The sequence below is a fragment of the Paenibacillus sp. IITD108 genome (assembly GCF_036541265.1).
Lineage (GTDB): Bacteria > Bacillota > Bacilli > Paenibacillales > Paenibacillaceae > Pristimantibacillus.
Genome location: NZ_JAZHCT010000046.1, coordinates 17544 through 41190 on the forward strand (window position 1 = coordinate 17544; position 23647 = coordinate 41190).

Annotated in this window: 19 protein-coding genes; 7 read left to right on the forward strand and 12 right to left on the reverse strand. The window is 46.1% G+C overall.

The genetic code is table 11. The features are described 5' to 3' along the window. Positions 1-2: 2 nt before the first annotated feature. From cydC to V1L65_RS25945, 7 genes are all read right to left on the reverse strand, one after another. Complete coding sequence (gene cydC, locus V1L65_RS25915) at positions 3-1772, reverse strand: thiol reductant ABC exporter subunit CydC (protein WP_331702196.1); 1770 nt, start codon at positions 1770-1772, stop codon at positions 3-5. Beyond that, positions 1772-3580, reverse strand: a complete 1809-nt coding sequence (gene cydD / locus V1L65_RS25920) for a thiol reductant ABC exporter subunit CydD (RefSeq protein WP_331702197.1) — start codon at positions 3578-3580, stop codon at positions 1772-1774. Before cydD ends, cydC begins: the two co-directional genes overlap by 1 nt. A gap of 8 nt (positions 3581-3588) precedes the next feature. After that, positions 3589-4602, reverse strand: a complete 1014-nt coding sequence (gene cydB / locus V1L65_RS25925) for a cytochrome d ubiquinol oxidase subunit II (RefSeq protein ID WP_331702198.1) — start codon at positions 4600-4602, stop codon at positions 3589-3591. Beyond that, the gene (locus V1L65_RS25930) at positions 4589-6001 is read right to left on the reverse strand and encodes a cytochrome ubiquinol oxidase subunit I (RefSeq protein ID WP_331702199.1); all 1413 of its coding nucleotides are present in this window, start codon (positions 5999-6001) and stop codon (positions 4589-4591) included. Before V1L65_RS25930 ends, cydB begins: the two co-directional genes overlap by 14 nt. Before the next feature lie 1189 nt (positions 6002-7190). Then, entirely contained in the window at positions 7191-8576 is a 1386-nt protein-coding gene (gene fumC / locus V1L65_RS25935; protein ID WP_331702200.1) for a class II fumarate hydratase, read from the reverse strand. A 298-nt stretch (positions 8577-8874) separates the two neighbouring features. Next, positions 8875-9543, reverse strand: a complete 669-nt coding sequence (locus V1L65_RS25940; protein ID WP_331702201.1) for a bifunctional 2-keto-4-hydroxyglutarate aldolase/2-keto-3-deoxy-6-phosphogluconate aldolase — start codon at positions 9541-9543, stop codon at positions 8875-8877. A 375-nt stretch (positions 9544-9918) separates the two neighbouring features. Beyond that, entirely contained in the window at positions 9919-10104 is a 186-nt protein-coding gene (locus V1L65_RS25945) for a hypothetical protein (protein ID WP_331702202.1), read from the reverse strand. 107 nt (positions 10105-10211) lie between these two features. On the opposite strand from V1L65_RS25945, the gene V1L65_RS25950 reads away from it, so the two are divergent. After that, entirely contained in the window at positions 10212-10886 is a 675-nt protein-coding gene (locus V1L65_RS25950) for a class I SAM-dependent methyltransferase (RefSeq protein ID WP_331702203.1), read from the forward strand. Between the two features lies 1 nt (position 10887). Here the strand turns inward: V1L65_RS25950 and V1L65_RS25955 are convergent, their stop codons facing one another. Together V1L65_RS25955 and V1L65_RS25960 are read right to left on the reverse strand one after the other, a co-directional pair. Then, the gene (locus V1L65_RS25955) at positions 10888-12114 is read right to left on the reverse strand and encodes a multidrug effflux MFS transporter (protein WP_331702204.1); all 1227 of its coding nucleotides are present in this window, start codon (positions 12112-12114) and stop codon (positions 10888-10890) included. A gap of 140 nt (positions 12115-12254) precedes the next feature. Continuing rightward, positions 12255-13067, reverse strand: a complete 813-nt coding sequence (locus V1L65_RS25960; protein WP_331702205.1) for an undecaprenyl-diphosphate phosphatase — start codon at positions 13065-13067, stop codon at positions 12255-12257. Positions 13068-13316: 249 nt separating this feature from the next. On the opposite strand from V1L65_RS25960, the gene V1L65_RS25965 reads away from it, so the two are divergent. Both V1L65_RS25965 and V1L65_RS25970 read left to right on the forward strand, forming a co-directional pair. Continuing rightward, positions 13317-14159, forward strand: coding sequence for a 3'-5' exonuclease (locus V1L65_RS25965; RefSeq protein ID WP_331702206.1), 843 nt, complete (start codon positions 13317-13319; stop codon positions 14157-14159). Next, a complete protein-coding gene (locus V1L65_RS25970; RefSeq protein ID WP_331702207.1) occupies positions 14146-15045 on the forward strand; it encodes a DMT family transporter in 900 nt (299 codons plus the stop codon). Before V1L65_RS25965 ends, V1L65_RS25970 begins: the two co-directional genes overlap by 14 nt. On the opposite strand, the gene V1L65_RS25975 is transcribed toward V1L65_RS25970, so the two are convergent. The 3 genes from V1L65_RS25975 to V1L65_RS25985 are packed head-to-tail and all read right to left on the reverse strand — an operon-like array spanning position 15042 to position 18345. After that, a complete protein-coding gene (locus V1L65_RS25975) occupies positions 15042-16067 on the reverse strand; it encodes an NADH:flavin oxidoreductase/NADH oxidase (protein ID WP_331702208.1) in 1026 nt (341 codons plus the stop codon). The genes V1L65_RS25970 and V1L65_RS25975 overlap by 4 nt on opposite strands. Before the next feature lie 35 nt (positions 16068-16102). Further along, positions 16103-16462, reverse strand: a complete 360-nt coding sequence (locus V1L65_RS25980) for a hypothetical protein (protein ID WP_331702209.1) — start codon at positions 16460-16462, stop codon at positions 16103-16105. Between the two features lie 38 nt (positions 16463-16500). Continuing rightward, positions 16501-18345, reverse strand: coding sequence for an LTA synthase family protein (locus V1L65_RS25985; protein WP_331702210.1), 1845 nt, complete (start codon positions 18343-18345; stop codon positions 16501-16503). Positions 18346-18561: 216 nt separating this feature from the next. On the opposite strand from V1L65_RS25985, the gene V1L65_RS25990 reads away from it, so the two are divergent. From V1L65_RS25990 to V1L65_RS26005, 4 genes are all read left to right on the forward strand, one after another. Then, on the forward strand, positions 18562-19242 hold the full coding sequence (locus V1L65_RS25990) for a response regulator transcription factor (RefSeq protein WP_331702211.1): 681 nt from the start codon (positions 18562-18564) through the stop codon (positions 19240-19242). Then, positions 19239-20615 (forward strand): sensor histidine kinase, encoded by a 1377-nt coding sequence (locus V1L65_RS25995; protein ID WP_331702212.1) that lies wholly within the window; start codon positions 19239-19241, stop codon positions 20613-20615. Before V1L65_RS25990 ends, V1L65_RS25995 begins: the two co-directional genes overlap by 4 nt. A 211-nt stretch (positions 20616-20826) precedes the next feature. Beyond that, a complete protein-coding gene (locus tag V1L65_RS26000) occupies positions 20827-23004 on the forward strand; it encodes an MMPL family transporter (RefSeq protein ID WP_331702213.1) in 2178 nt (725 codons plus the stop codon). Positions 23005-23236: 232 nt separating this feature from the next. Further along, positions 23237-23647 (forward strand): DUF4190 domain-containing protein, encoded by a 411-nt coding sequence (locus V1L65_RS26005; protein WP_331702214.1) that lies wholly within the window; start codon positions 23237-23239, stop codon positions 23645-23647.

Sequence of the window (23647 nt, forward strand, 5' to 3'; positions counted from 1 at the left end):
TTTTATAACTGATCCAGTTCATACAAGCGTCTGTACTTCGGCTCACGCTCCAGCAGCTCCTCATGGGTTCCGCGCATGACGATGCGCCCCTGCTCCATAAATACGATTTCGTCCATTTGCTCCATCCCGATCAAATGATGGGTAAACCATATTAAGGTTTTCCCTTTTAACGTTGCAAAAATGGTATTTACAAGCTTGTGCTCCGTAATGGAGTCGAGTCCGACTGTCGGCTCATCAAGCAATACAATCGGCCTGTTCTGAAGCAAGATGCGGGCGAGCGCAATTCTTTGTCTTTCACCGCCAGAAAAGCGCTGTCCCATCTCCTCCATCCTCGTGTTATAGCCGTTTGGGAGTGAGGCGATGAAAGAGCCGAGTCCAACCTGCTCCGTCACCTGCTGCACCTCTTCGTCAGAAGCGTCCGGCTTGCCGAGCCTTATATTATTAGCGACAGATGTATCGAATAAGTATGGCTTCTGGTTAAGAACCGAGAAATCTGCAGCATCCAGTTCACCAGCAGCAATACCGTTTAATGTGACCTCGCCAGACGATGGCTTCAGCTCGCCAAGCATCAGATTGAGCAAGGTGGACTTGCCGGCGCCGCTTCTGCCCAGCACAGCCATATTCAAGCCTTGCGGAATATTCAAATCAATTTGCTTTAATGTCAATGGATGCGAGCCTTCATATTGAAAGCTGACCTGCTGTAAAGCTATATCGATCGATTGCCGGTTGACGGACTTAGGCAGCGCAGCCCGAATGGCCTCTTCAGCCGCTTTTTCATCTCGGGCGCTAGCATCATCCCAACGGGATTGTCCCGATTGCTCCAGCTTATTCAATCTATTCAAAGAGTCCTTATAATCCGGTATTCGGTATACAGAGTCGCCTACTTTTACAAAGGCATCCATGAGCGGAAGCGCAACAAGCGCCATAGCCGCTATAAAGCTTGGCAGCAGCAAGCCCTGCTCAACCATGCCTGCTGCCCATATCGCCATCATAATGACTGCTGCAGCGGCGCTGCTGCGCGTAATAAGCTGCCAGCGCCATTCAGAGCGCCTAAGCTGCTGCTCCAGCTTGTTCATGGCGGAGCTCTGCTTCTCATAATCGTCCAAGAACTGCCCTGCGCGCCCGCTCAGCTGCCAGTCGCTCATGCCATAAATCGCATCAGTGAGCTGTGTATACAAGCGGTTGCGCTGCTGCTTGTATTGCTTCCTTCTTCTAACGGACAGCCATAATGCAGCAAGCGGAGCAATAAACAGCCAAATGCCGCTATAGAGCGCCATCAGCAATGCAAACCAAAGATCAAATCTGCCGAGCAGCGCAATGACTGCTCCGTATACAATTAAAGATGACAGTGCTGGCAGAACTATTCGCAAAAAAATGTTTTGCAGCTGCTCGATATCCTCCGCCAGCAAGCCAAGCAAATCGCCGGATTTATATTTGCTTCGCATGCGAAGCGCCTGCGGTTCGACAATGCGATATAAGCGGGTTCTCATACTGGCTAGAATACGCAGTGCCGCACTGTGACCAGCTAACCGTTCCAAGTATTGAAAAATCGCTTTACTGAATCCAAACGTCCGGACAAGCACGATTGGCACATAGACCATAAGAATGTTTTCTGGCTGCAGGGAGGAACGCGATATCAAATACCCGGATGTAAACAGCAAGGCTGCTGCGGAAAGTATGGCAATAGCGCCAAGTACAGCTGCCGCTGCAAACTGCCAGCGGTATTGAGACATGTAGTAGGTAATCCAGCCGCGTCTTTTTGCCGCTTGCATTACAATTCCTCCCCTCTGCCTGCAGCGAGCAGTTTCGCATATACGCCATTCTGCTCAGCCAGCTGGGCATGCGTGCCCTTCTCTGCCAATTTGCCTTTCTTGATGACCCATACCTCATCCATATCCTTCATCCAATGCAAGCGATGCGTCGCCAGAAATACCGTTTTCCCGCTGAAAATACGCAGCATCGTCTGCTTTAGCTCCCATTCTGTCTCTACGTCCAAATGGGCAGTGGGCTCATCGAGAAGCAGCATAGGACGATTGCCAAGCCATGCTCTTGCCAGCGCAATCCGCTGCGCTTGGCCGCCACTCACAGCTCGCCCGCCCTCGCCTATGCGCTCATGTATACCGAGCGGCAGCTGCTCAACGAGCGAGCGCAGCTCAGCTGCGTCGATTGCCCGTTCGATTTCCTCATCGCTGGCATCCGGCTCATAAAAGGCAATATTTTCTTTTAACGTCATGCTGAATATATAAGGGTGCTGCGGGATATAAGCAAGCTGCTGCTGCCACTGAGCGAGCTTCTCGCCAGCAAGCGGCTCCCCATCCGCTTGAACCATTCCTGCGGATGGCTGCAAAAAGCCGCCCAGCACATGAAGCAGGGTCGATTTGCCTGCTCCGCTCTCACCGACAATTCCGATTTTCCGTGCGCCGCCAGCTACTTCTGCCTGCACACCGCCAAGCAGCTCACGGCCTTCTGAGCTGAGCACCGTTACATCCGATAAGCGAAGCATAGCGGTTGAGTTATGCTGGCTATCCATTGACTTGACGTTATTTGGCGCAGCATTATGGCTCTCTGAAGCAACTTGTCTGCCAGATGCAGCACTACTTTCGATGGCATATTGACTGCTGCCCGTGCCCTCACTCTCTGTATCCTTTTCCGTAATCGCTCTAATTGAAGCCCATGCTTCCTTGCCGTCTAACGTTGCATGATAGTCGGTGCCAAGCATTCGAATCGGCATAAAATATTCAGGAGCAAGCAGCAAAATTGCCAAAGCCGCCTCCAGCTGTATGCCGCCGTCGATAAGCCGCACGCCTAATCCAACCGCTACAAAGGCAATTGAAAGCATACTAAAGAAATCAAGCGAAAACGAAGATAGAAATGCAACCCGCAGCGTCCGCATTGTTGCTTTGCGATATTGCCCCGCTACACGCTCTACTGTACCTGCATGCGCTTTGCTTCTTCCTAAAAAGCGCAGCGTCTCAAGGCCTCGAAGCGTATCCGAAAAATGCTGCGACAATATTCGATAGCTTCTCCACTGCTTATCCGCTAGAGAACGGGCCGCCAGCCCTAATATAATAAAAAAGATAATGAGCACCGGCTGTGCCACAAGTAAAATAATGCCTGAAATCAAATCCAATCGGATGACAGCAAGCCATATTGCACCGGTAATGATGAGCATATCGATCATACGGGGAATCGACAGCTCCAAATAAGTTCTAACCCGCACAATTCCTTCCAGAGCAAGATTAACAATCTTGCCGCTGCCCTCGCTGGCAGCAAACCTTGAGCCAAGCTTAAAAAGCTTGCTCAGCAGCTGTTTGCCAAGCGCTTCGGTAGTTTTCCCTGCAAACCTTCCGGCAAAGCGCTGCTGCAGCCATACAAAAGTATGCCGCAGCACAAACATAGCCGCAAATAATAAAATAGGCTGAACTGCATCAGATACGGCAGCCCCATTAAATAACTGTGTGAGCGCATGCGACAGAAGCAGCGCTTGCGCTATAATTGCCAATCCCTGTAGGAAGGAAAACACCGATAACAGCAGCATTATCGGTGTAATTCCTGAAAGGCGAAGCCATTGTTTGTCCATACAAGCTCCTAGTATTCTAAATGATCTTTATTCGTAATGCGTTTGTGGAAGACGAAGTAGCTCCAAGCCTGATAAGCCAGTACGAATGGCAAGAGCACTGCTGTTACAATCGTCATTGCTTTCAGCGTATAGCCTCCTGATGCAGCATTGTAAACCGTAAGATCATAAGCGCTGTCGATAGAGCTTACCATCAGCCTTGGGAACAAGCCTGCAAATAAAGCTATAAATGTTAAACCGATCAGTAAACCGGTCATGCCAAATGCAAGCCCTTCTCTTCCTTTTCTAATAAACACATAAGCTAATACCGCAGCCACTGCAGTTAAAGCAACTAAAATATACATGATAACTCCGCGTTTCTCAAACAGATCCGTAGAAGCAAAGGTTTGAACAGCCAGCAGTCCGAGCAGCGCTACTGCAACAGGCCATACAACTGCAGCTGCCTTGCGTGCTTTGCCGCGAACGTCGCCGGTAGTACGTATCGAAATAAAGGTTAGGCCATGCAGCAGGCACAGTGCAACCACTGCCACGCCTCCTGTTACTGAGTATAGATTAACTATATCTGAGAATCCAGCTGTCATTTCCATATTTTGTCCAATCGGCACACCCTTAATCATGCTGGCAAACAGCATTCCGAAAAACAGCGGCGGGAAAAAGCTGCCAATAAAAATCGCTGCATCCCAAACCTTTCTCCAGGCAGCACCCTCTATTTTGCCGCGGAATTCAAAAGCAACGCCCCGGCCTATCAGCGCCAGCAAAATCAACGTGAGGAGCATATAGTACCCGCTGAACATCGTGGAATACCAATGCGGAAAAGCTGCGAACATCGCGCCTGCCGCCGTTATAAGCCATACTTCATTCGCGTCCCAGAACGGTCCAATCGTATTGATAAGCACGCGGCGTTCCTTATCGCTTTTCGGCAAAATTTGAGTCGCCATGCCTACACCAAAATCAAAGCCTTCAAGAAAGAAAAATCCTGTGAACAAAACGGCAATTAGTAAAAACCATAACTCATTGAGTGACATTGCTGCCGCCCCCTTCCTGTGCAAACGGATCTACATCAGCAACTTGCTCACTCTCTTCACTAGCAGGGCCTTTGCGTGCTACCCGAGTAAACAAATAGATCGTAATGCCAAGCAAAATCAAGTATATCGACGAGAATGAAATAAGTGAGAAGAGCACTTGACCTGACGATACGTTCGGCGATACAGAATCCTCCGTACGCAGCAGCCCAAATACGGTCCAAGGCTGACGGCCAATCTCAGTCATAATCCAGCCAGCCGTATTTCCGATAAACGGAAGTGAAATGGCAAACAGCATTAATTTAAAGTATAGATTGTTTTTCGGCTGATCCAGCTTTTTCCGCCATGTGAGATATGCGCCATACATAGCCAAAAGAATCATGGCCATACCGCTGCCTACCATAACGCGGAAGCTCCAAAAAGTCGTTTTGACCGGCGGGATATAGTTTCCAGGGCCATAGGTTTGTTCATATTGCTCCTGCAGCTCAAGCATGCCCGGAACAGAGCCGGAAAATTTGCTATAGTACAAAAAGCTGAGTATATACGGAATTTTAATCTCAAAGCCATTTTCTTGCTTATCAGTGTCGATAAAAGAAATAACTGTCCAAGGAGCAGGGTCAGTGCTTCTCTCCCACATCCCTTCGCTCGCAGCCATTTTCATTGGCTGAGTCTCAACCAAATATTGCGCCTGGCTATGACCGAATTGTGCAATGGCAATAGAAGAAATGAGAGCTATGATAATACTGATTTTGAATGATTGTTTAAAGAAATTAATTTCTTGCTTGCGCATAAGCTTCCAGCCGCTAATACCGGCAACCAGAAAAGCACCGGTCGCGAACGCAGCGAATATCGTATGCGGAAACTCCCACAACAGCTGACCATTCGTTAATAGCGCGAATATATCCGTTAATTCTGCACGGCCGTCTACTACCTCAAAGCCGACAGGGCGCTGCATAAATGAGTTTGCCGCCAAAATCCAAAGCGCGGATAAAATGGTACCAATCGAAACGAGCCACATGCTCGCCAAGTGAACGCCTTTTGACAAGCGGTCCCAGCCAAACACCCACAAGCCGATAAACGTTGACTCAAGGAAAAAGGCAAGCAGCGCTTCAATCGCAAGCGGCGTTCCAAATATATCACCTATAAATCTTGAAAAATCAGACCAGTTCATTCCGAACTGAAACTCTTGCAAAATACCTGTAACAATACCGACGGCGAAGTTAATGAGCAGGAAGGTCCCCCAAAACTTTGCCATTCGCTTATATAATTCATCCTTCTTGACCACATATATCGTTTCCATTATCGCTACGATGAGAGATAATCCAATTGATATTGGTACAAAAAAGTAGTGAAAAATTGTTGTAGATGCAAATTGCAAACGTGCTAAATCGACGACATCCATAGCTGCACTCCACCTTTTCTAAATGTATTAATCCTTTTAAATTACTTTGAAACAAACCCCGTCAAATGCTTACTTTCTAATTTAAGCATACGTCGCGATTGATTAATGTGAAAAAAATCACAACAATTTGTGAATTTATTCACAAATTCTTCAAAAGTTGAAGGAGAACAATTCGCAAGCTCCATTATTCTCAATCAGTTACTCCTATTATACAAAATTATATGCAGATAAATATGGCTCTTTAGTGTCGTTAGTGACCGTTTCGTGGCACGAAATTGACAAACATGTGAAGTGTTAATTTTTTACTAAATGGAATGGTTACTGGGGATGCGAATGATCACAAGAACGCGTTAATTTACTTTAACTCCGTTTTTGTGACTAAGATCATCTCTAAGGGTTTCGCTTTATTGTGGATAGGGCAACAAGCAATCGAAAGGGATACTACTACGATCAAGTTTGGGATTCCGACCGCTGTTGTAGTCCAATTTTTTTGATTACATAACCCCTGTAAAGGATAATATTGGCCTACAAAGGCGGGCGCTGCCGCTTCTCCATTCCCAATCTTGCTCTTCGTTCCCCTTTTTTATTGCTTATTATTAGTTGCTTACAATTAATCGACACCCTCTCACTTGGAGATATACGCATTTTCAGCCTCATTTTTATTTTCAACCTGTGGCCAGGCGTTCCGTTATTCGCCCATTTTCGATCATTTTTCTACTTTCGCGGACGGTGGTTCTGTTATTCGCCCGTTTTCGATCATTTTTCTACTTTCGCGGACAGTGGTTCCGTTATTCGCCCATTTTCGATCATTTTTCTACTACGCGGACAGGCGTTCCGTTATTCGCCCATTTTCGATCATTTTTCTACTTTCGCGGACGGTGGTTCTGTTATTCGCCCGTTTTCGATCATTTTTCTACTTTCGCGGACAGTGGTTCCGTTATTCGCCCGTTTTTCACTGTTTTCCACTACATATTTGTAGAATAGCGGAACGTGTGTCACTTTAATACTTCGAATTCGGCGTTTTTGGCAAAATAACGGATCTTCTGTCCAGTTGATTAGGCGATACAGGTATAGTGAGTGTAGCGGCGGAGATGGGGCAGTAACGGGGACAGACATGGCAGGGGTGGACATAAAAAAGCTTGATTAAGGTCCAAAATTGGAGCCTCAATCAAGCTGGGTTATTTATAACTTATTTGCTTCCAATCATGTTCTCTGGACGGACATATTGGTCAAATTGCTCCTCAGTTAGCAGGCCGCTTGCTACAGCGGATTCTTTCAAGGTTAGACCTTTTTTATGAGCATTTTTAGCAATGGCTGCCGCATTCTCATAACCGATATGTGGATTCAATGCGGTTACAAGCATCAGCGATTGCTCCAGGTTTCTTTGGATAACAGGCAAATTCGGCTCGATGCCAACCGCACAGTTATCGTTGAAGGAAACCATTGCATCCGCCATAAGCGCAACAGATTGCAGGAAGTTGTACATAATAACCGGCTTGAATACGTTAAGCTCAAAATTACCTTGGCTCGCTGCAAAACCGATCGTAGCGTCGTTACCAATAACTTGACATACAGCCATCGTCATCGCTTCGCTTTGAGTAGGATTGACTTTACCTGGCATAATCGAGCTGCCCGGCTCGTTCTCTGGTATGATCAGCTCGCCAATGCCGCAGCGTGGTCCGCTTGCAAGCCATCTGACATCATTGGCAATTTTCATTAAATCTGCTGCCAAAGCTTTAATAGCTCCATGTGTGTATACGATTTGATCATGGCTAGTCAGAGCATGGAATTTATTTGGCGCTGTAATAAACAATGTGCCTGTCAGCTTAGTCATTTCTTCAGCAACCTGAACCGCGAACTTCGGATGAGCGTTCAAGCCTGTACCTACTGCAGTTCCGCCGAGCGCCAATTCACGCATGGATTCAACGCTTTGCACTAGCATAGCTCTTGTTTTCTCAAGCATGGCATACCAGCCGCTTACCTCTTGGCCAAGCGTCAACGGAGTAGCATCCTGCAAATGAGTACGTCCGATTTTAACTATATCTTTAAAAGCTTCTACTTTTTCTTTCAAAGTAGCCGCTAAAATATCCAATGAAGGAACCAGCTGCTTTTCTACAGCCATAACTCCAGCAATATGCATCGCAGCAGGGAAGGTATCGTTCGAGCTTTGTGAGCGATTTACATCGTCGTTCGGGTGAATTCTAATATCCAAGCCGCGTTCTGCGAGCAAGGCGTTAGCGCGATTAGCTATAACCTCGTTAACATTCATATTCGTTTGCGTCCCACTGCCTGTTTGCCAAACTACTAATGGGAAATGCTCGTCCCATTTGCCAGAAATAATTTCGTCTGCAACCTCGCCAATAATTGCTGCTTTCTGCTCATCCAAAACACCAAGCTTCAAATTCGCTTGAGCTACTGCTTTCTTGACGTATGCCATTGCATAAACAACGTCCAAAGGCATTTTCTCAGTACTGATTTTGAAATTTTGCAAGCTGCGCTGAGTTTGGGCGCCCCACAACTTATCTGCCGGGACTTTAATTTCCCCCATCGTGTCCTTCTCGATTCTGAATTCCATTCCCTCAAACACTCCTTTAAGCTGATAATCTAATCTGCTAGCCTGTCTATTATCGCTACTTATCTGTTATAACTCGAATTTTGTGAAGAAGCAAGGATAAGAAATAGTCGGAAAATAGCTTCTCCCTCTTTCAACTTTTACATACTATATTTATCATACAAAAACATACATAACGAGAAATGCTGCCCATATCATTATACCAAAACATATACCAAAACACATTGCAAAAAGCGCCTCTAGAGAGTAGATGCTCCAAGGGCGCCAAATGCGTGTAGCAAGCTGACGCGACGCCAAGGAGCTATTGTCCTTTTGCCTCGCGATAGGCTGCCATATAATCAGCTGCTTTTTTCTCGATTAAAGAGAAATCACCAGTTTTTACTGCTTCTTTCGTTAAGTCGGAACCGATGCCGACAGCTACTGCACCTGCTTTGATCCAATCCTTCAAATTATCCAAGGATACCCCGCCAGTCGGCATAATATTGGCTTGCGGAAGCGGTCCTTTAATAGAAGGTATAACGCTTGGAGAATACAGATTGCCCGGGAACAGCTTCACGACATCGACGCCTAGCTCCATCGCCGTTTGAATTTCTGCTACCGTCATTGTGCCTGGCAATACAGGAATAGCATATCGATTGCACAATCTGACAGTGTCCGGATTAAGTGCCGGGGATACCACATACTCAGCGCCCGCCATAATAGCTGCGCGAGCCGTCTCAGGATCCAATACAGTTCCTACACCGATAATCGCATAGTTGTCTGCATCCGGAGAAACTGAGCTGGAATATTGTTTAGACAATTCCTCAATTGCGCGCAGCGCAAAAGGCACGGTCATCGTAATTTCAATCGCTTTAATGCCGCCTTTAATCGCTCGGCGTGACATTTCAACCACTTCTTCTGGAGAATCTGCACGTAGAACTGCTACTACCCCTGCTTCCGAAAGCTGCTGCAAAATTTTTAGCTTTTTCATTCCGGCCCCTCTTCCTGAAAAGTTCATTTTAGTGCGATATTGTTCACTATTTATTATAGCTTCTTTAAACGAACTTCTCAATGCTGCACTAGCGACAATACTTTGAATTTTAACGCGTTTCCAAGCGGGACAGTGTTGTTCTCACTAGATGGGACAGTCATAGATACTCCATTAGTTGAGACAGTTGTTGTTCTTCCTAGTTGGCCAGTCGTTGTTCTCCCTAGCTGGACAGTGGTTCCGCTAATTCGCCAAAATTCGCAGTTTTGAGGGGGCAAAGTGACAGACGTTCCGTTATTGCTCCATAATTCACAGAAAAAGCCCCTTTGAAAGCCCAATAGCGGAATGTGTGACCGCCAAATTAAAAAAAAGGCCGTTTTAAGGCAAATAGCGGAACGTGTGACCACGTCGATACGTTTCATCGCTATCGTAGCAGCCACCCGCCCAACCTTCATTGCAGCAGCGTACCTTTCCATACTCTTTCCGTACTCTCTCCATACTCTTTCCATACTCTTTCCGTACTCTCTCCATACTCTTTCCGTACTCTTTCCATACTCTTTCCATACTTATAGTTTAAGCCTATAAATAATATAATCTTTATATATTTCACAATATAACAAATCGTTTTTACAATGAGAATAGAAAATAAGGAAAGCCGGGAGGGATTTACGATGAACGATGAAGTAAAGAAGCTTTTTGACAAGGCTGCCACTGATTACGATACGCAGAGAAGAGGACTTATACCATGCTATGACGATTTCTACGAGGCTGTTATACGATGGCTGCAACTGCCATCGGCTTCTCCTTCGATTTTGGATTTAGGGGCCGGCACAGGACTGCTTACGAGCTATGTGCTGCAAAAATATCCTTCAGCTGCTATGACGCTGATTGATTTTAGCCAGGATATGCTTGCCAAGGCGGAGCAGCGTCTAGCTTCCTTTTCAAACATAAACTATATCGCAAGTGATTATCTCAGCTACCGCTTTGATACCAAATTTGATGCGGTCGTATCCTCACTATCGATTCATCACCTGACCGATCAAGAGAAGAAACAGCTCTTCTTCTCCATATATGATCAGCTTGAGGAGGGGGGATACTTTATTAATGCGGATCAGGCCTCCAGCCGTTCCTCCCTGTTCAATCAGCAATATGAACAACAATGGGAGGAGGCTGTTCTAGCCAGCGGACTGCCGCAAAGCGCGCTGGATGCCTCCAAAGAAAGAAAGCGAGAGGATCGCAATGCACCGATGGAAGAGCAACTGCTTTGGCTGCGGGAAGCTGGCTTCAAGGATGTAGATTGCGTATACAAATATAATGAATTTACTGTTTTTGTCGCTCGCAAATAGCCTATTGCGCTTGACTGCGTTGTCTCGACTTGGTCAACAGCACGAAGCAAATAAATGCGCAGGCGACTAATGACGCCATTACGATTGCAAGCGGCAGCGCCGTATCCTTGCCGCCAAGCCCAACAAGCGGCGCTGCTGTTCCGCCTACAATAAAAGAAAGCATACCGAGCATCGCCGATGCACTTCCGGCAGAATTCCCCTGACTTTGCAGCGCAAGCGAGGTTGTAGTCGTCGAGATAATCCCAACGCTTGAAACAACCATAAAGAATGCCGCTATAACCGCAGCTAGGCCCAAATGCAGAGTCACCGCAAGAATCAGCAAGAATGCGCCGGAAGATGCCAATAACAGGCCGCTGCGAAGCAGCTTGCGCGGCTCCACCTTGTCTGCCAATCTGCCGGCGACTTGTGTAGCCAAAATAATTCCAACGCCATTCAGTCCAAAAATAAGACTGTACTGCCGCGCAGTGACATAGAAAATTTCTTGCAGCACAAAGGAAGATCCCGATATATAAGCGAACATCGAAGCGGATACGAGCCCTTGCGTCAAAGCGTAGCCCATGAACAATGAGTCACGGCTCAGCCTTTTGAAGGTGCGCAGTGTATTGCCGATCCCGCCTCTCATTCTACGCTCCTCTGGCAATGTTTCTCTAAGCCCGATTAATACCGCCAAGAGCATCGCCATTCCCAGCGCGCTCAGTACGAAAAACACGCCTCGCCACGAAGTATGCTGCAGCACCTCAGCGCCAAATATCGGCGCAAGTATAGGCGCAGCTCCATTCACAAGCATAAGCAAAGCGTAAAACTTAGTCAGCTCCGGTCCAGAATACAAATCGCGCACGCTTGCTCTCGCTATGACGATCCCTGCCGCGCCGGCAAAGCCCTGTAAGAAACGCATGGCAATAAATATTGTAATGCTTGGCGAAAAAGCGCACAGCGCCGAAACAACCGCATAGGCAGCTATGCCGATAATAAGCGGGACTCTGCGGCCTCTTACATCACTGATCGGTCCGACAAGCAGCTGGCCTGTAGCGAGCCCCAGCAGACAGGCTGTAAGGCTTAATTGTGCGATTGACGCCGAAGCTCCCAAATCCTCCGCCAATGTTGGAAGAGCCGGCAAATACATATCGATGGATAATGGCCCAATGCCGGACAGAAAACCGAGTATAAGTGCTAATTTTAAACGACTTTGTTGATTCACAGACGTCATTAACGAAACCGCCGGCTTCATAACGCCACTCTCCTTCCTCAAATGATTCCATTGGAAAGCTGTTCAGTTCAGCATAAAGGAGATGAATCTGAAGTCACATATTTTATAAAATGAATGCGGCTTTAAAACAGCTTCTGCAAAGAATTTGCAACTCTAAAATGTTACATAAACAATACGATGGCGATACCTGCAACAAAGCAGTAATAAGCGAAATATTTCAAATTGCCGTTGCGCATAATATTCATAAACCAGCGCATAGAAATATAGGTCAAAATAAGAGTGCTAATAAACGCTATTATATAGGGGATAGCCATTGTGGACAGCGTCGGATCGCCTGCAGCATCCTTCACGCCAAGCACCAGTCCGCCTAAGCTGATTGGGATGTACAGCATGAACGAAAACCGCAAAGCAGTGTCTTGTTTCATGCCGAGTGCAATGGATGAAATAACGGTTGATCCGGAACGGCTAATGCCAGGAATTAGAGCTACAGCCTGTGCAAGACCGACCAGCAGCGCGTCCTTCATGCTCAAATCTCCATCGCGCTTAACTCCGCGCAAATTGCGAATGAGCCACAAAGCGACACCTGTCACAAGCAATGAGAAGCCGACCGTTTTAATGGAAGCCAAATGCTGCTCTATTGCATCCTTGAACAATAGTCCCAATACAACGGCTGGAATTGTGCCGACAACGATATAAATAATGAACATGAAGTCTGACTTATATTCCTTATCCCGTGTACGTATAAATTTAATACCATTAACAATTAATCGGCTGATCATTTCTCTAAAAATAAACATAATGGCAATTAAAGAAGCCGTATTTGTTAAAATTTCAAAAAACAGTCCGTTCTGCTCAACTCCAAGCAGCTTTTGGGCAATAATAAGATGGCCGCTGGACGAGATTGGTATCGGCTCCGTAAAACCCTGCACCATACCAAGCAGCAAAAATTTTAGCCAAACTATGAGATCATCCATTCCTTAAAATCCTCCTACCTTCTATACAATTAGCATATCTAGTAGTATAAACGATAGAAAGCAGGATTCAAGAAGAAACTCTTAATGATTCCCATAAATCGGTAAATGCGACTTCTCATTGAATTATAAGAACAGCGTTAGGTAAACACTAACCATTTCTTATATTTTGAAATAGTTTGCAAATACAGCGGCCCTCATGCTCTAATAGTACTAGTGCAAATTTTTAAGCAAACTTCGGAGGTAGTTGGATTGGATTATATTGTTTTAGATATTGAATTTAATGGACGAAAATTTGCCAGCGAGCTGCCTATGGAGGTTATTGAAATCGGCGCCGTCCGCCTTGACTCTTCCTTGCAGCCTATAGATGAATTTTCTGCCTTGATCAAACCCGTATACTTCGCAAAGCTTAATAGCTTTATTCAGAAAAAAACAGGCATTCCTCAAGAGGATATTGATATAGCTAAGCGCTTCCCTTCTGTCATCGCCGATTTTCTGAGCTGGCTCGGAAAAAGCGACAGCTGCATGTTTATAACATGGGGCGGAGAAGATATGAAACGCATCGTGCTGGACACAAGAATGCATAAGCTTGATGATGCTTATTGGCTGGCGGCTGATTATTTTGATCTGCTAAAAGGCTTTACTCGCCATAAAGGTCTCACCAATGATATTAGCGTTGAAGGCGCTCTTTCTGAGCTAGCCATCGATGCGGAGGGCAGCGCTCACCGCGCACTTGACGATGCTCGAATGACGAGCCATATATTCCGCGCCATATTTGAGCATTTGGACTTTGACTATAAGCAGAAATATGTCGATACCTACACCAATGCCAAGGAGCGAAGACTTGTCAAAAATGCCGTTCGCCTGCTGCGCGCGCAAAAGCTGGAGCCTACCTGGGAAGCGTTTGAGGAACATTTTCTAAAAGAAAAGGTTAAAATGGACGATCCCCGCAAGGCTGCTGAGCTGAAGCGGTATTTTGATGAAGCTATCATTAAACAAAAAGAAAAACAGGCGAAACGACCCGCTGAAGCTAAACCGTTAAAAGCTGCCGAGCTCGAAACGCAAAGCGGCGGTGAACAGCATGATGAAGGCTAGCAAGCGTCTGCCTCCCTATTTACTGTTATACGCAGTTGGTATTATCGCAATATCCTTTTCATCCATTTTTGTTCGGTGGTCCGAGGCCGATGTCGCAGTTATAGCCATGTACCGCCTGCTGCTCACGAATGTGCTTATGCTACCTTTTGTATGGAAATACAGACAGCCGCTGCTGAAGCTTGATCGCTCGCAGTGGCTGCTTCTTATGTTGTCCGGAGCTATGCTCGGCTTGCATTTTCTGCTATGGATGGGCTCGCTGCGCTATACAACCGTTGCCAGCTCGACTGTGCTGCTTTCGCTTGAACCGCTTCTAGTCATGATTGCATCCTACTTCTTATTCAAGGCAGCTATCAATAAAGCAATGGTTATCGGCATTGGAATCGCCATGATCGGCTCCATTATGATCGGAGCAGGCGACTTTTCCCTCTCGGACGAAGCGCTGTATGGCGATCTGCTTTCTTTTCTCGGGGCGGTCGTTGTAGCGGTTCATATGCTTATTGGCAAACACTTATTGAAACGAACCCAAGTGTTTGCCTATAACTTCTGGGTTTTCTTTTTTGCTGCATGCCTGCTGGCAATCTACAATGTCATCAATCGCAACCCGTTCACTGGCTACAGCACGAAAGAATGGGGGCTTTTTTTGCTGCTCGCCATAGTGCCGACGCTGCTCGGACATTATGTCTTTAATTTTCTTATGAAAAGAATGGCCGCTGCCACCGTATCCATGTCCGTGCTCGGAGAGCCGATTTTTGCCTCTTTGCTGGCACTGGCGCTGCTCAAAGAGAAAATTACTTTATACAGCATGGCTGCAGGAATGCTGATGCTTTACGGCGTTTGGGTATTCATCCGGTATGGCAAGGATAATCAGCTGGTGAAAAATAGTTAAATACCGCGTATATAAGGAGCTGGCGGAACGACGGATCCGTTTAGCTCCTTAATAGCATGCAGCGCCCAGTAAGGGTCATTAAGCATGCCTCTGCCGACAGCAACTAGATCAGCATCGCCATTCGCGACCGCTTCTTCTGCCGCTTTGGCATCCTCAAGCCTGCCTACCGCTATCGTCGGAAGCTGCAGCGCCTCCTTGAAGGCACGGGCAAAGGGTACTTGATATGCTGCATGATTCGGCACTCGACCTGGAGGGGGCGGCGCTTCTCCGCCACTCGAGACATGAATCATATCGACGCCTGCCTCCTTATAACGTTTGCCCAGCTCAAGGGAATGCTCAAGACCGTATCCCCCATCGATATATTCAACGGCCGAAATTCGCATCAAAAGCGGCATATCCGCTGGCATCACACTTCGAACAGCTTGAATAACCTCTACGCCAAACAAAGCATAATCCTGCCCATACTGATCCTCACGATTATTAATGGACGGCGAATGGAATTGGTGAATCAAATAACCATGGGCGCCATGCAGCTCGATCGTATCAAAACCGGCTGCAACTGCACGTACTGCCGCTTCCTTGAAATTCACAATCATAGCCTGCGCTTCTTCTGTTGTAAGCGCACGCGGCTGATTCGGGTTTCTGCTGTCCTCCAGCGGGATATTAGAAGCTCCTACCGGATTTGGAGCATCCTCTGCCTTACGGCCTGCATGGGCAATCTGTATGCCGATTTTTGCCCCATATTTGTGGACCTCGTCTACAATGCGCTTGAATGCTGGAATTGCGTCATCCGACCATAATCCCAGGTCGCGGTTTGTAATTCGACCATCAGGATGGACATCCGTCATTTCCACAATAATAAGCCCGGCACCGCCAATCGCTCTTGATACGTAATGGACATAATGCCACTCGTTTGGAATGCCGTCCTCCAGCTCGACACTGTATTGGCACATTGGCGGCATTACAATTCTATTTTTCAAGCTTAAGCCTTTACACTCAAAAGTTGTATCGAGATGAGCCATAGTTCTCTCTCCTTTGTTTTTGACTATATTTTTCACTATATATAGTATAGTAACACTAAAGTTATTACTGTGCTAATTTTGATTACAGAAGAATGTCGAGCACGAGCAAACAGAGAGAGTTGATTAATTGTTAAAAGGCAACAAGCAATAGAATAAGACGGCGCTACGATCAAGATTGGACTTACGACCGCTGTTGTATTCCAATTTTTCTCTATTTTGTAAGCCATTAATGGATAAAATTGTAATACAAAGGCGGCCTCTACCGTTTCTCCAGTTCCAATCTTGCTCTTCCGCTTGTCCATTCTTTGCCCACTAATGTGGCCAACAAAAAACCCGCCTGTCAGTGAGGCGGCGTCAGCGCAAGCCAGCATAGCTGCTGCAACTGTCAGCCGCATTCACTTCGAAAGCGGGTAAATTACTTCTATAATAGCTGTTAACGTTTTGGCAATGATTTCATATAGTCATCAGAAAGCTTCATCAGCTCAAGAACGTAATCATAATCCTTGCGATACTTGCTGAAGTCTTCAACTTTCTCAAATGTCTTCAAATCAATCGCTGTGCCGTCTTCAAAGCTCTTTCCAGGCACAAACATAATTTCATTGTTGAAGAAGGAGCCAGTCGGCATATAATAACGCATGCCAACAACATGATCCGTTACATTGAGCAAATCTTTGCCGAATACCGTATAGCCTTCATCCTTCAAGGAAACACCTAACAAATTAGCAACGGTAGGCATAATATCTGCCTGTCCGCCGACTTGATCCAATGTCTTGCCTTCAACGCCAGGCACATGAACGATAAACGGTATGTTGAAACGGCTAATTCTTTCCTCGTATTTTACACCCAGTTGTTCCTCCACCCACGCTGGATCGTTATCTTTGGTCTGCATACCAAAGTGATCCCCATAAATGACAAGAACGGTATCCTCCCACATGCCTTCCTTCTTCAAGTCGGCAATCAAATTGCCGATCTGCTCATCTGTATAGCGCAGCGCTTGAAGATAGTTGCCAAGCTGTGTTCCTTGTAAGCCTTCCGGCACATCCAAGGTTTGCAGCATTTTAGGAATTTTGAAAGGATGATGGCTGGCAGTTGTAACAAACTGTGCGTAAAATGGCTGGTTTTTCTTATGCAATGCACTTAGCTTTTCCATTCCAACCCGGTATAATTCCTGGTCGGAAGCGCCAAAGCCATTAAATTTATCATCTACAAAATCAGCTTTTTCGTAGTACTTTGTAAATCCAAGCGCAGGATACATTTTGTCCCGATCCCAAAACGTCACATCATTGACATGAAATGTATTAGAAACATAGTTATACTTATCCAGAAGGCGCGGCATGCTCGGAATTTCGCGATCGCCGAAGCCTTTGGACATGGCGACAGAGCCTGTCGGATAAATACCTGTATTAGACAAAAATTCAGCGTCAGAAGTATTTCCCTGACCAATCTGCTGGAAGAAATGCGGGAAGTAAAAGCTATCTTTAATTAACTCATTTAGAACTGGCGTCACTTCCTGCCCATCTACCTTTAGGCCAATTGCAATGTTTTGAAAAGCTTCAAGCTGCAGCACAATAACATTTTTCCCTTTGGCAGCTCCAAAATAATTCGGTCCGCCGGCCTGCTCCTTGTTAGCCTGCTCCTGCTCAAGGGCAGCTACTGCGTCATTAACCTCTTCGCCTGTTGGTGCTCCGTAGCTGCTTTCATTCATTGCGGTTGCAAACTGGTAGTTCAATAAGCCTAGCCGCTCAGCTTGGACAAGCTCATTATTAATGCCCCGGTTGGACTGGACATATCCAAAAGAAACACCCAAGCAAACGATTAGAGCGATCGCCACATAAAGCGGTCTTGCAATCGCACTGCTTGAAGCCAGCCTGTCTCTGGAACGCAAGCAAAAAACTTTAAGCAGCAGCAATATTACGATATCGGCAAATAATAAATAGTTTTTCAATTGAATCGAAGATTGCACGCTATCCTTAACCTGCCCAACCTGCCCAATGTTAAGAAAAGCGTGGTAGGTCGGCACGTTGCTGAAATAACTGAAGTAGACGACCGCGGCAAATAATAAAAATGAGACAATTGTATTTATGATGCCGAACACTGTTGTTTTCCATCTTGCAGATGTAACAAGCTCAATTATGAACAATATGACCAGTACAGCTGCAGCGTCCGATACTAGACGGCTGATGTGTACCTCTTGGAATATAAATTGACGAAAAAGCGCCATTTTGAGCATAATGAAAATGAATGTCACTAAAAGCGGAGCTTTTCGGTATTGATTCAATAAGAATTCCAAGCTATTTCACTTCCTTTCTTTAAAAAAGTCAAAAAGAAAAACCGTCCATAGACGGTTAATCGTGCGAATTGTTAACTTAATATTAACGCATGCCAATCAAGAAATAAACAGGAAACAGTAGACAATGGGAAAACTTTAATTTTTTTCGCCCAGCATTTTACAGATTGTTAAATCTATATTAAATATTTTAAGAAGGTGATTTTTTTGAGATTACATATCCTGATTGCTGATGACGATCCAAACATTCGCGAGCTGCTTCGTTACAACCTGCATAAGGAAGGGTATATCGCGATCGAAGCTGAGGATGGGCTGGCAGCATCTGATATTTTGGAAAAGCAGACGATTCATCTGGCCGTAGTTGACGTGATGATGCCCCATAAGAACGGCTGGGATTTATGCGAGGAAATTCGCAAGTATTACGATATTCCCGTCATTTTGCTTACGGCAAAAGGCGAGCTGAAGGATAAGGAAAAAGGATTTACTTTAGGTACTGATGATTATTTGGTCAAGCCCTTCGAGCCAGAGGAGCTTCTGTTCCGCATTAAAGCCTTATTGCGCCGCTACCAAATTGTATCGTCCGAGCAGATTAAGCTGAATAATACGATTATTGATCGGCGCAGCTATGAGGTCAAAAGCAATAATGAGACTATGACGATGCCTTTAAAAGAATTTGAGCTGCTTTCCCAGCTTGCTACTCAGCCGGGACAAATATTTACGCGCGAGCAGCTGCTTCAGCAAATATGGGGCAGCGATTATGAAGGAGACAGCCGTACGATTGATGTGCATATTAAACGGCTGAGGGAACGCTTTGCTTTTGCAGAGCAGGATTTTTCTATCGTAACTGTCCGCGGCATCGGCTATAAGCTTGAGGTGCACGAACAATGAGGACATTATACGTCCGCATCGTTGTCATATTTATTATTATTACCATATTCAGCACCATCGTATCGCTTTTTATTGCCAATGCTTACTATGCCAACAAAATGCGTCATTACAATGAAGAAGAGATTATGCATATCGGGCTCGAAATACGCGAGTTGTATGAGCTGGCGCCTCATTTGGAGCTTGGCCAATATTTAAATAAAATTGCAGCGATGGGCTTTCAAATCTACACAGTAGATGAGCAGCTTCAAACCGCTATGTACGGCTCTCCCTTCCGTCATACGCAATTTGAGGAGGAGCAAATACGCCATGTGCTGGAGGGCGGCAGCTACAAAGGCATGCTTGAACAGAAGCAGCTTCTTCCCATCATGGGCTACTTCGAAAATAGCTTGCGCAATACGATAGGATTGCCTATCAAAGCAGACGGCAAGCAATACGCCTTATTCATCCGTGCCAATCTGGAGCAGCAAATCGGCGAGGTGCGTATACTGCTTGGCCTGTTAATGGGCTTCGCCTTTCTGATCAGCCTGATTCTAATCGTGATCTTGACCCGTTATATCGTAAAGCCACTGCAGGTGCTCAAAGCTGCCACTCATAAAATTGTCGACGGCGATTACAACCTGCAATTGGATATTCGCCGCAAGGATGAATTTGGCGACCTGGCCAAGCATTTCTCCCACATGGCAGAATCCATTAAGCGATTGGACGATATGAGACAAGAATTTGTCGCCAATGTATCGCATGAATTCCAAACGCCGATTACCTCTATCCAGGGCTTTTCGGAAACGTTGATGAACAATGAAATGTCGGAGGACGAAAAGCAGCGCTATTTGCAAATTATTCAGGACGAAAGCAAGCGCCTGTCCTCGCTTAGCAAGCAGCTGTTAATGCTGGCCGCCCTTGATAAAAACATGCAGCTTACGAAGCGCACGGCCTTTCGGCTTGACGAGCAAATTAGGCAGATCTTCATCACCTTGGAACGGCAGTGGACTGGCAAGCAGCTGGAAATTGAGCTCGAGCTGCCCGAAATCGTAATCCAGGCCGATGAGCAGCTGCTTTATCAAGTATGGTTTAATCTTATTTCGAACAGCATAAAGTTCTGCTCGCCTCAAGATACGATTGCAGTGCGTATTGACGTTGGTAAAGAAGTAACTGTAGAAATTCAAGATACGGGTATTGGAATTGCGCCAGATGAGCTGCCGTATATATTTGACCGCTTCTACAAATCGGATAAAGCCCGCGAGCGAGCCAAAACCGGCAGTGGGCTTGGTCTTTCCATATGCCGCAAAATTATTGACCTGCACCATGGCTCGATTCATGTGACGAGCGAGCTCAATAAAGGCACCTCCTTCCGCATAAAGCTTCCTCACTGGTAGAAGCCTGGCAGGAAGGAAAAACCCTTTGACCTCCTCTCCAAAAGACGTACACCGTTTCTCGTCGCCCACGCAAATAGTATGATCAATCGCGGCAGCTTCGTTCATTTGATGTTCAAATCTAGTTCATTTACCGTTCATTTACCGTTCATCTGTTGTTCACACTCCTGCACTACAATGCTCGTAGACGAAGTATTGAGGAGTGTGAAGCAGAATGAATTCTTTTTCAAATAAGCTTGCAAGCGTCGTAAGCAGCCGCAAAGGCAGCATCACGATTATAGTTATTTGGCTTGCCGCTATTATTGCTCTAACATTAATTGCCCCATCAGCCAAGCAGACGGCACAAAGCAGTCAGGAAGCAAGTATATACAATAATACTCCTTCAGCAACAGCTAAAATGCTGGCGGAAAAAGGCTTTCCGTCTGATGACGGACTAACGGCTTTGCTCGTTTTTCATAATGAAGCTGAAATTACAGATAAGCAGCTTGAAGCTATCCGTTCCATTAGCCAGTGGCTTGCGTCAGATGAGAAGCCGCAGCAAATTGCCAGCGCAGTGCCATTTCATCAATTCCCTCTCAACGTTCAAAAGCAATTTTATTCTGAAGACAATACGACGATTATGCTCAATGCGGCTCTCCAAAAGGATCTGGAGTCTGGTGACATCCACAACGCATTGGAAGAGCTGCGCAGTCATATTGAAGGCGGCGAGCTTGCCGGGTTGCAATTTGAGATTACGGGACCGGCAGGCATAGCGTCCGATACAATTGCTTTATTTTCAAATGCTGATCTTATTTTGTTATTCGCTACTATAGGTTTAATTCTTATTATTCTAATCGTTATCTATCGATCGCCGCTGCTCTCGGTTATTCCGCTTATTATCGCTGGAGCTGTCTATCAGGTAACTGACCGATTAATTGGTTTGGCTGCTCAAAACGGGCTTATCATTGTCGATAAGCAGGCATTATCGATTATGATGATTTTGCTCTTTGCCGTTCTTACCGACTACTGCTTGTTTATTTTGTCCCGCTACCGGGAAGAGCTGCGCAAGCTCGGCTCCAAGCACGATGCCATGAATATAACGATGTCACGTTTAAGTGAACCGATCCTGTTCAGCGGCGCTACTATATTCGCTGCCGTTCTCGTATTATTTCTTGCCGTATTCCAAGCGTATCATTATTTCGCTCCAGTATTTTCAATTGCCGTTGCAGTTATATTACTGGGCGGATTAACATTAATTCCAGCTGTATTTACACTTGTCGGCCGCAAAGCGTTTTGGCCGTTCGTTCCTAAACTGGGCGCCCAAAAGAAGGAAAAGCTCGGCTACTGGAGCCGCATCGGCGCCTTTGTAACGAAACGTCCTGCTGTTGTGGCATCCGTTATGATCGTGCTGCTGCTTGGCGCCTCATGGAATGCTTCGAAAATAAATTTTTCCTTTAATTTATTGAAGTCGTTCCCCGAGGAGCTCTCATCCAGACAAGGCTTTGAGCTGATGGAGGAGCATTTTCCTAAGGGCAAGCTGGCGCCTGTCACCGTTATTTTAAAATCAAAAAATCCGATTGAGCTAAGCGAACCGTTTATCGACAAGCTGGACAAGCTGGCAGTACAGCTGCAGCAAACAGCCGGCATAAGCGAACTTTCGCCAGCCATTACACCGCAGCTTGCCAACGATGCTCAGCCGTTGCCTAGAAATTTCTTGTCCGAGCATGAGCCCATGCTTAAGCTGCAGCTGACGCTGAAGGATCATCCGTATGAGAAGGAAGCACTCGCAGTCGTCAAACAGCTACGGGAAGACAGCGCCAAGCTGCTGAAGGACAGCGGCTTTGATCCTGCCTTGTACTCGCTGCATTTTGCCGGCCAGACTGCAGAGCAGCTAGACGTCCGTGATATGAATCAGCGCGATACGCTTATCATTTTCTCGGTCATTACGCTGATCATTGCTATTATGCTCATCTTCCAGGCCAAATCAATAGCTGTTGCGCTGGCAATGATGGGTACGATGCTGCTCTCCTACGCAGCGGCGCTCGGCATCAGCTGGACTATATTCAGCACCTTTTTCAGCTATGATGCGGTCAGCTACCGACTGCCTGTTTACTCCTTTGTCTTTTTGATCGCGCTAGGCGTAGATTACAATATAATGCTTGTCTCGCGCGTGCTGGAGGAGTCGAAGCATCACAGCTGGAATGAAGCTATCGCAAGCGCAGTAGCCAAAACAGGCGGGGTCATTTCCTCTGCCGGCACTATTTTAGCCGCAACGTTCTGTGTATTAATGACGCAGCCGCTGCAAGAGCTGTTCCTATTCGGCTTTATTATGGCTGTCGGTATATTGCTGGACACCTTTGTCATCCGCGCTATGCTGCTGCCGTCGCTTCTGGCTTGGCTTATTAAAAGATAAGGTGACAAGGATAAACGGCTCCGACGTCCTTTGGACAGGCGCGTTTACCGATGAAATATAAGAACAGGTAGCAAGATCCAAAAACTTTTAATTATTTCTAATTAAACATCGCCTGACATAAGATAGGATCAGGCGATGTTTTTTCTATTGTTCAAGGTAAGGTTGTTTGGTATCATGTTATCAGCCGTACATACAATAATTACTAACCTTTGCTATATACAAGGAGGAAGCAATGAATTCCAATCAACACTCAAACGGGCACAACCCAAATCATCAACCGCCACCACCGCCGCCGCCGCCCTATCAGCAGCAGCAGTATCAGAACTACCAATATCCGCCGCCTCCACCGCCGCCATATAATTTGGCGCCGATGCCAAAAACAAATAATAAAGCTATTGTAGCGCTTGTACTTGGTATTCTTTCGATTATGATCCCTTACATCGGATTTTTTATCGGGATTGTAGCCATCATATATGCTTCTCTATCAATGAAGGAAATAAAACGAACGAATGATCAAGGAAAAGGACTTGCTGTGGCCGGACTCGTAACCGGTATTATCGGAACCGTACTCTATGGTATCATTTTATTAATCGTCGTTATCGTCATGATTGTGGCATTTAATGATTCTAGCATGTACTATTAG

What these genes read in the sequence shown, in the direction of transcription:
- cydC (WP_331702196.1), bottom strand. Translation starts at nt 1,772, where the DNA reads ATGCAAGCGGCAAAAAGACGCGGCTGGATTACCTACTACATGTCTCAA.
- cydD (WP_331702197.1), bottom strand. Translation starts at nt 3,580, where the DNA reads ATGGACAAACAATGGCTTCGCCTTTCAGGAATTACACCGATAATGCTG.
- cydB (WP_331702198.1), bottom strand. Translation starts at nt 4,602, where the DNA reads ATGTCACTCAATGAGTTATGGTTTTTACTAATTGCCGTTTTGTTCACA.
- V1L65_RS25930 (WP_331702199.1), bottom strand. Translation starts at nt 6,001, where the DNA reads ATGGATGTCGTCGATTTAGCACGTTTGCAATTTGCATCTACAACAATT.
- fumC (WP_331702200.1), bottom strand. Translation starts at nt 8,576, where the DNA reads ATGGAATTCAGAATCGAGAAGGACACGATGGGGGAAATTAAAGTCCCG.
- V1L65_RS25940 (WP_331702201.1), bottom strand. Translation starts at nt 9,543, where the DNA reads ATGAAAAAGCTAAAAATTTTGCAGCAGCTTTCGGAAGCAGGGGTAGTA.
- V1L65_RS25945 (WP_331702202.1), bottom strand. Translation starts at nt 10,104, where the DNA reads ATGGAAAGAGTATGGAAAGAGTACGGAAAGAGTATGGAGAGAGTACGG.
- V1L65_RS25950 (WP_331702203.1), top strand. Translation starts at nt 10,212, where the DNA reads ATGAACGATGAAGTAAAGAAGCTTTTTGACAAGGCTGCCACTGATTAC.
- V1L65_RS25955 (WP_331702204.1), bottom strand. Translation starts at nt 12,114, where the DNA reads ATGAAGCCGGCGGTTTCGTTAATGACGTCTGTGAATCAACAAAGTCGT.
- V1L65_RS25960 (WP_331702205.1), bottom strand. Translation starts at nt 13,067, where the DNA reads ATGGATGATCTCATAGTTTGGCTAAAATTTTTGCTGCTTGGTATGGTG.
- V1L65_RS25970 (WP_331702207.1), top strand. Translation starts at nt 14,146, where the DNA reads ATGATGAAGGCTAGCAAGCGTCTGCCTCCCTATTTACTGTTATACGCA.
- V1L65_RS25975 (WP_331702208.1), bottom strand. Translation starts at nt 16,067, where the DNA reads ATGGCTCATCTCGATACAACTTTTGAGTGTAAAGGCTTAAGCTTGAAA.
- V1L65_RS25980 (WP_331702209.1), bottom strand. Translation starts at nt 16,462, where the DNA reads ATGCGGCTGACAGTTGCAGCAGCTATGCTGGCTTGCGCTGACGCCGCC.
- V1L65_RS25995 (WP_331702212.1), top strand. Translation starts at nt 19,239, where the DNA reads ATGAGGACATTATACGTCCGCATCGTTGTCATATTTATTATTATTACC.
- V1L65_RS26000 (WP_331702213.1), top strand. Translation starts at nt 20,827, where the DNA reads ATGAATTCTTTTTCAAATAAGCTTGCAAGCGTCGTAAGCAGCCGCAAA.
- V1L65_RS26005 (WP_331702214.1), top strand. Translation starts at nt 23,237, where the DNA reads ATGAATTCCAATCAACACTCAAACGGGCACAACCCAAATCATCAACCG.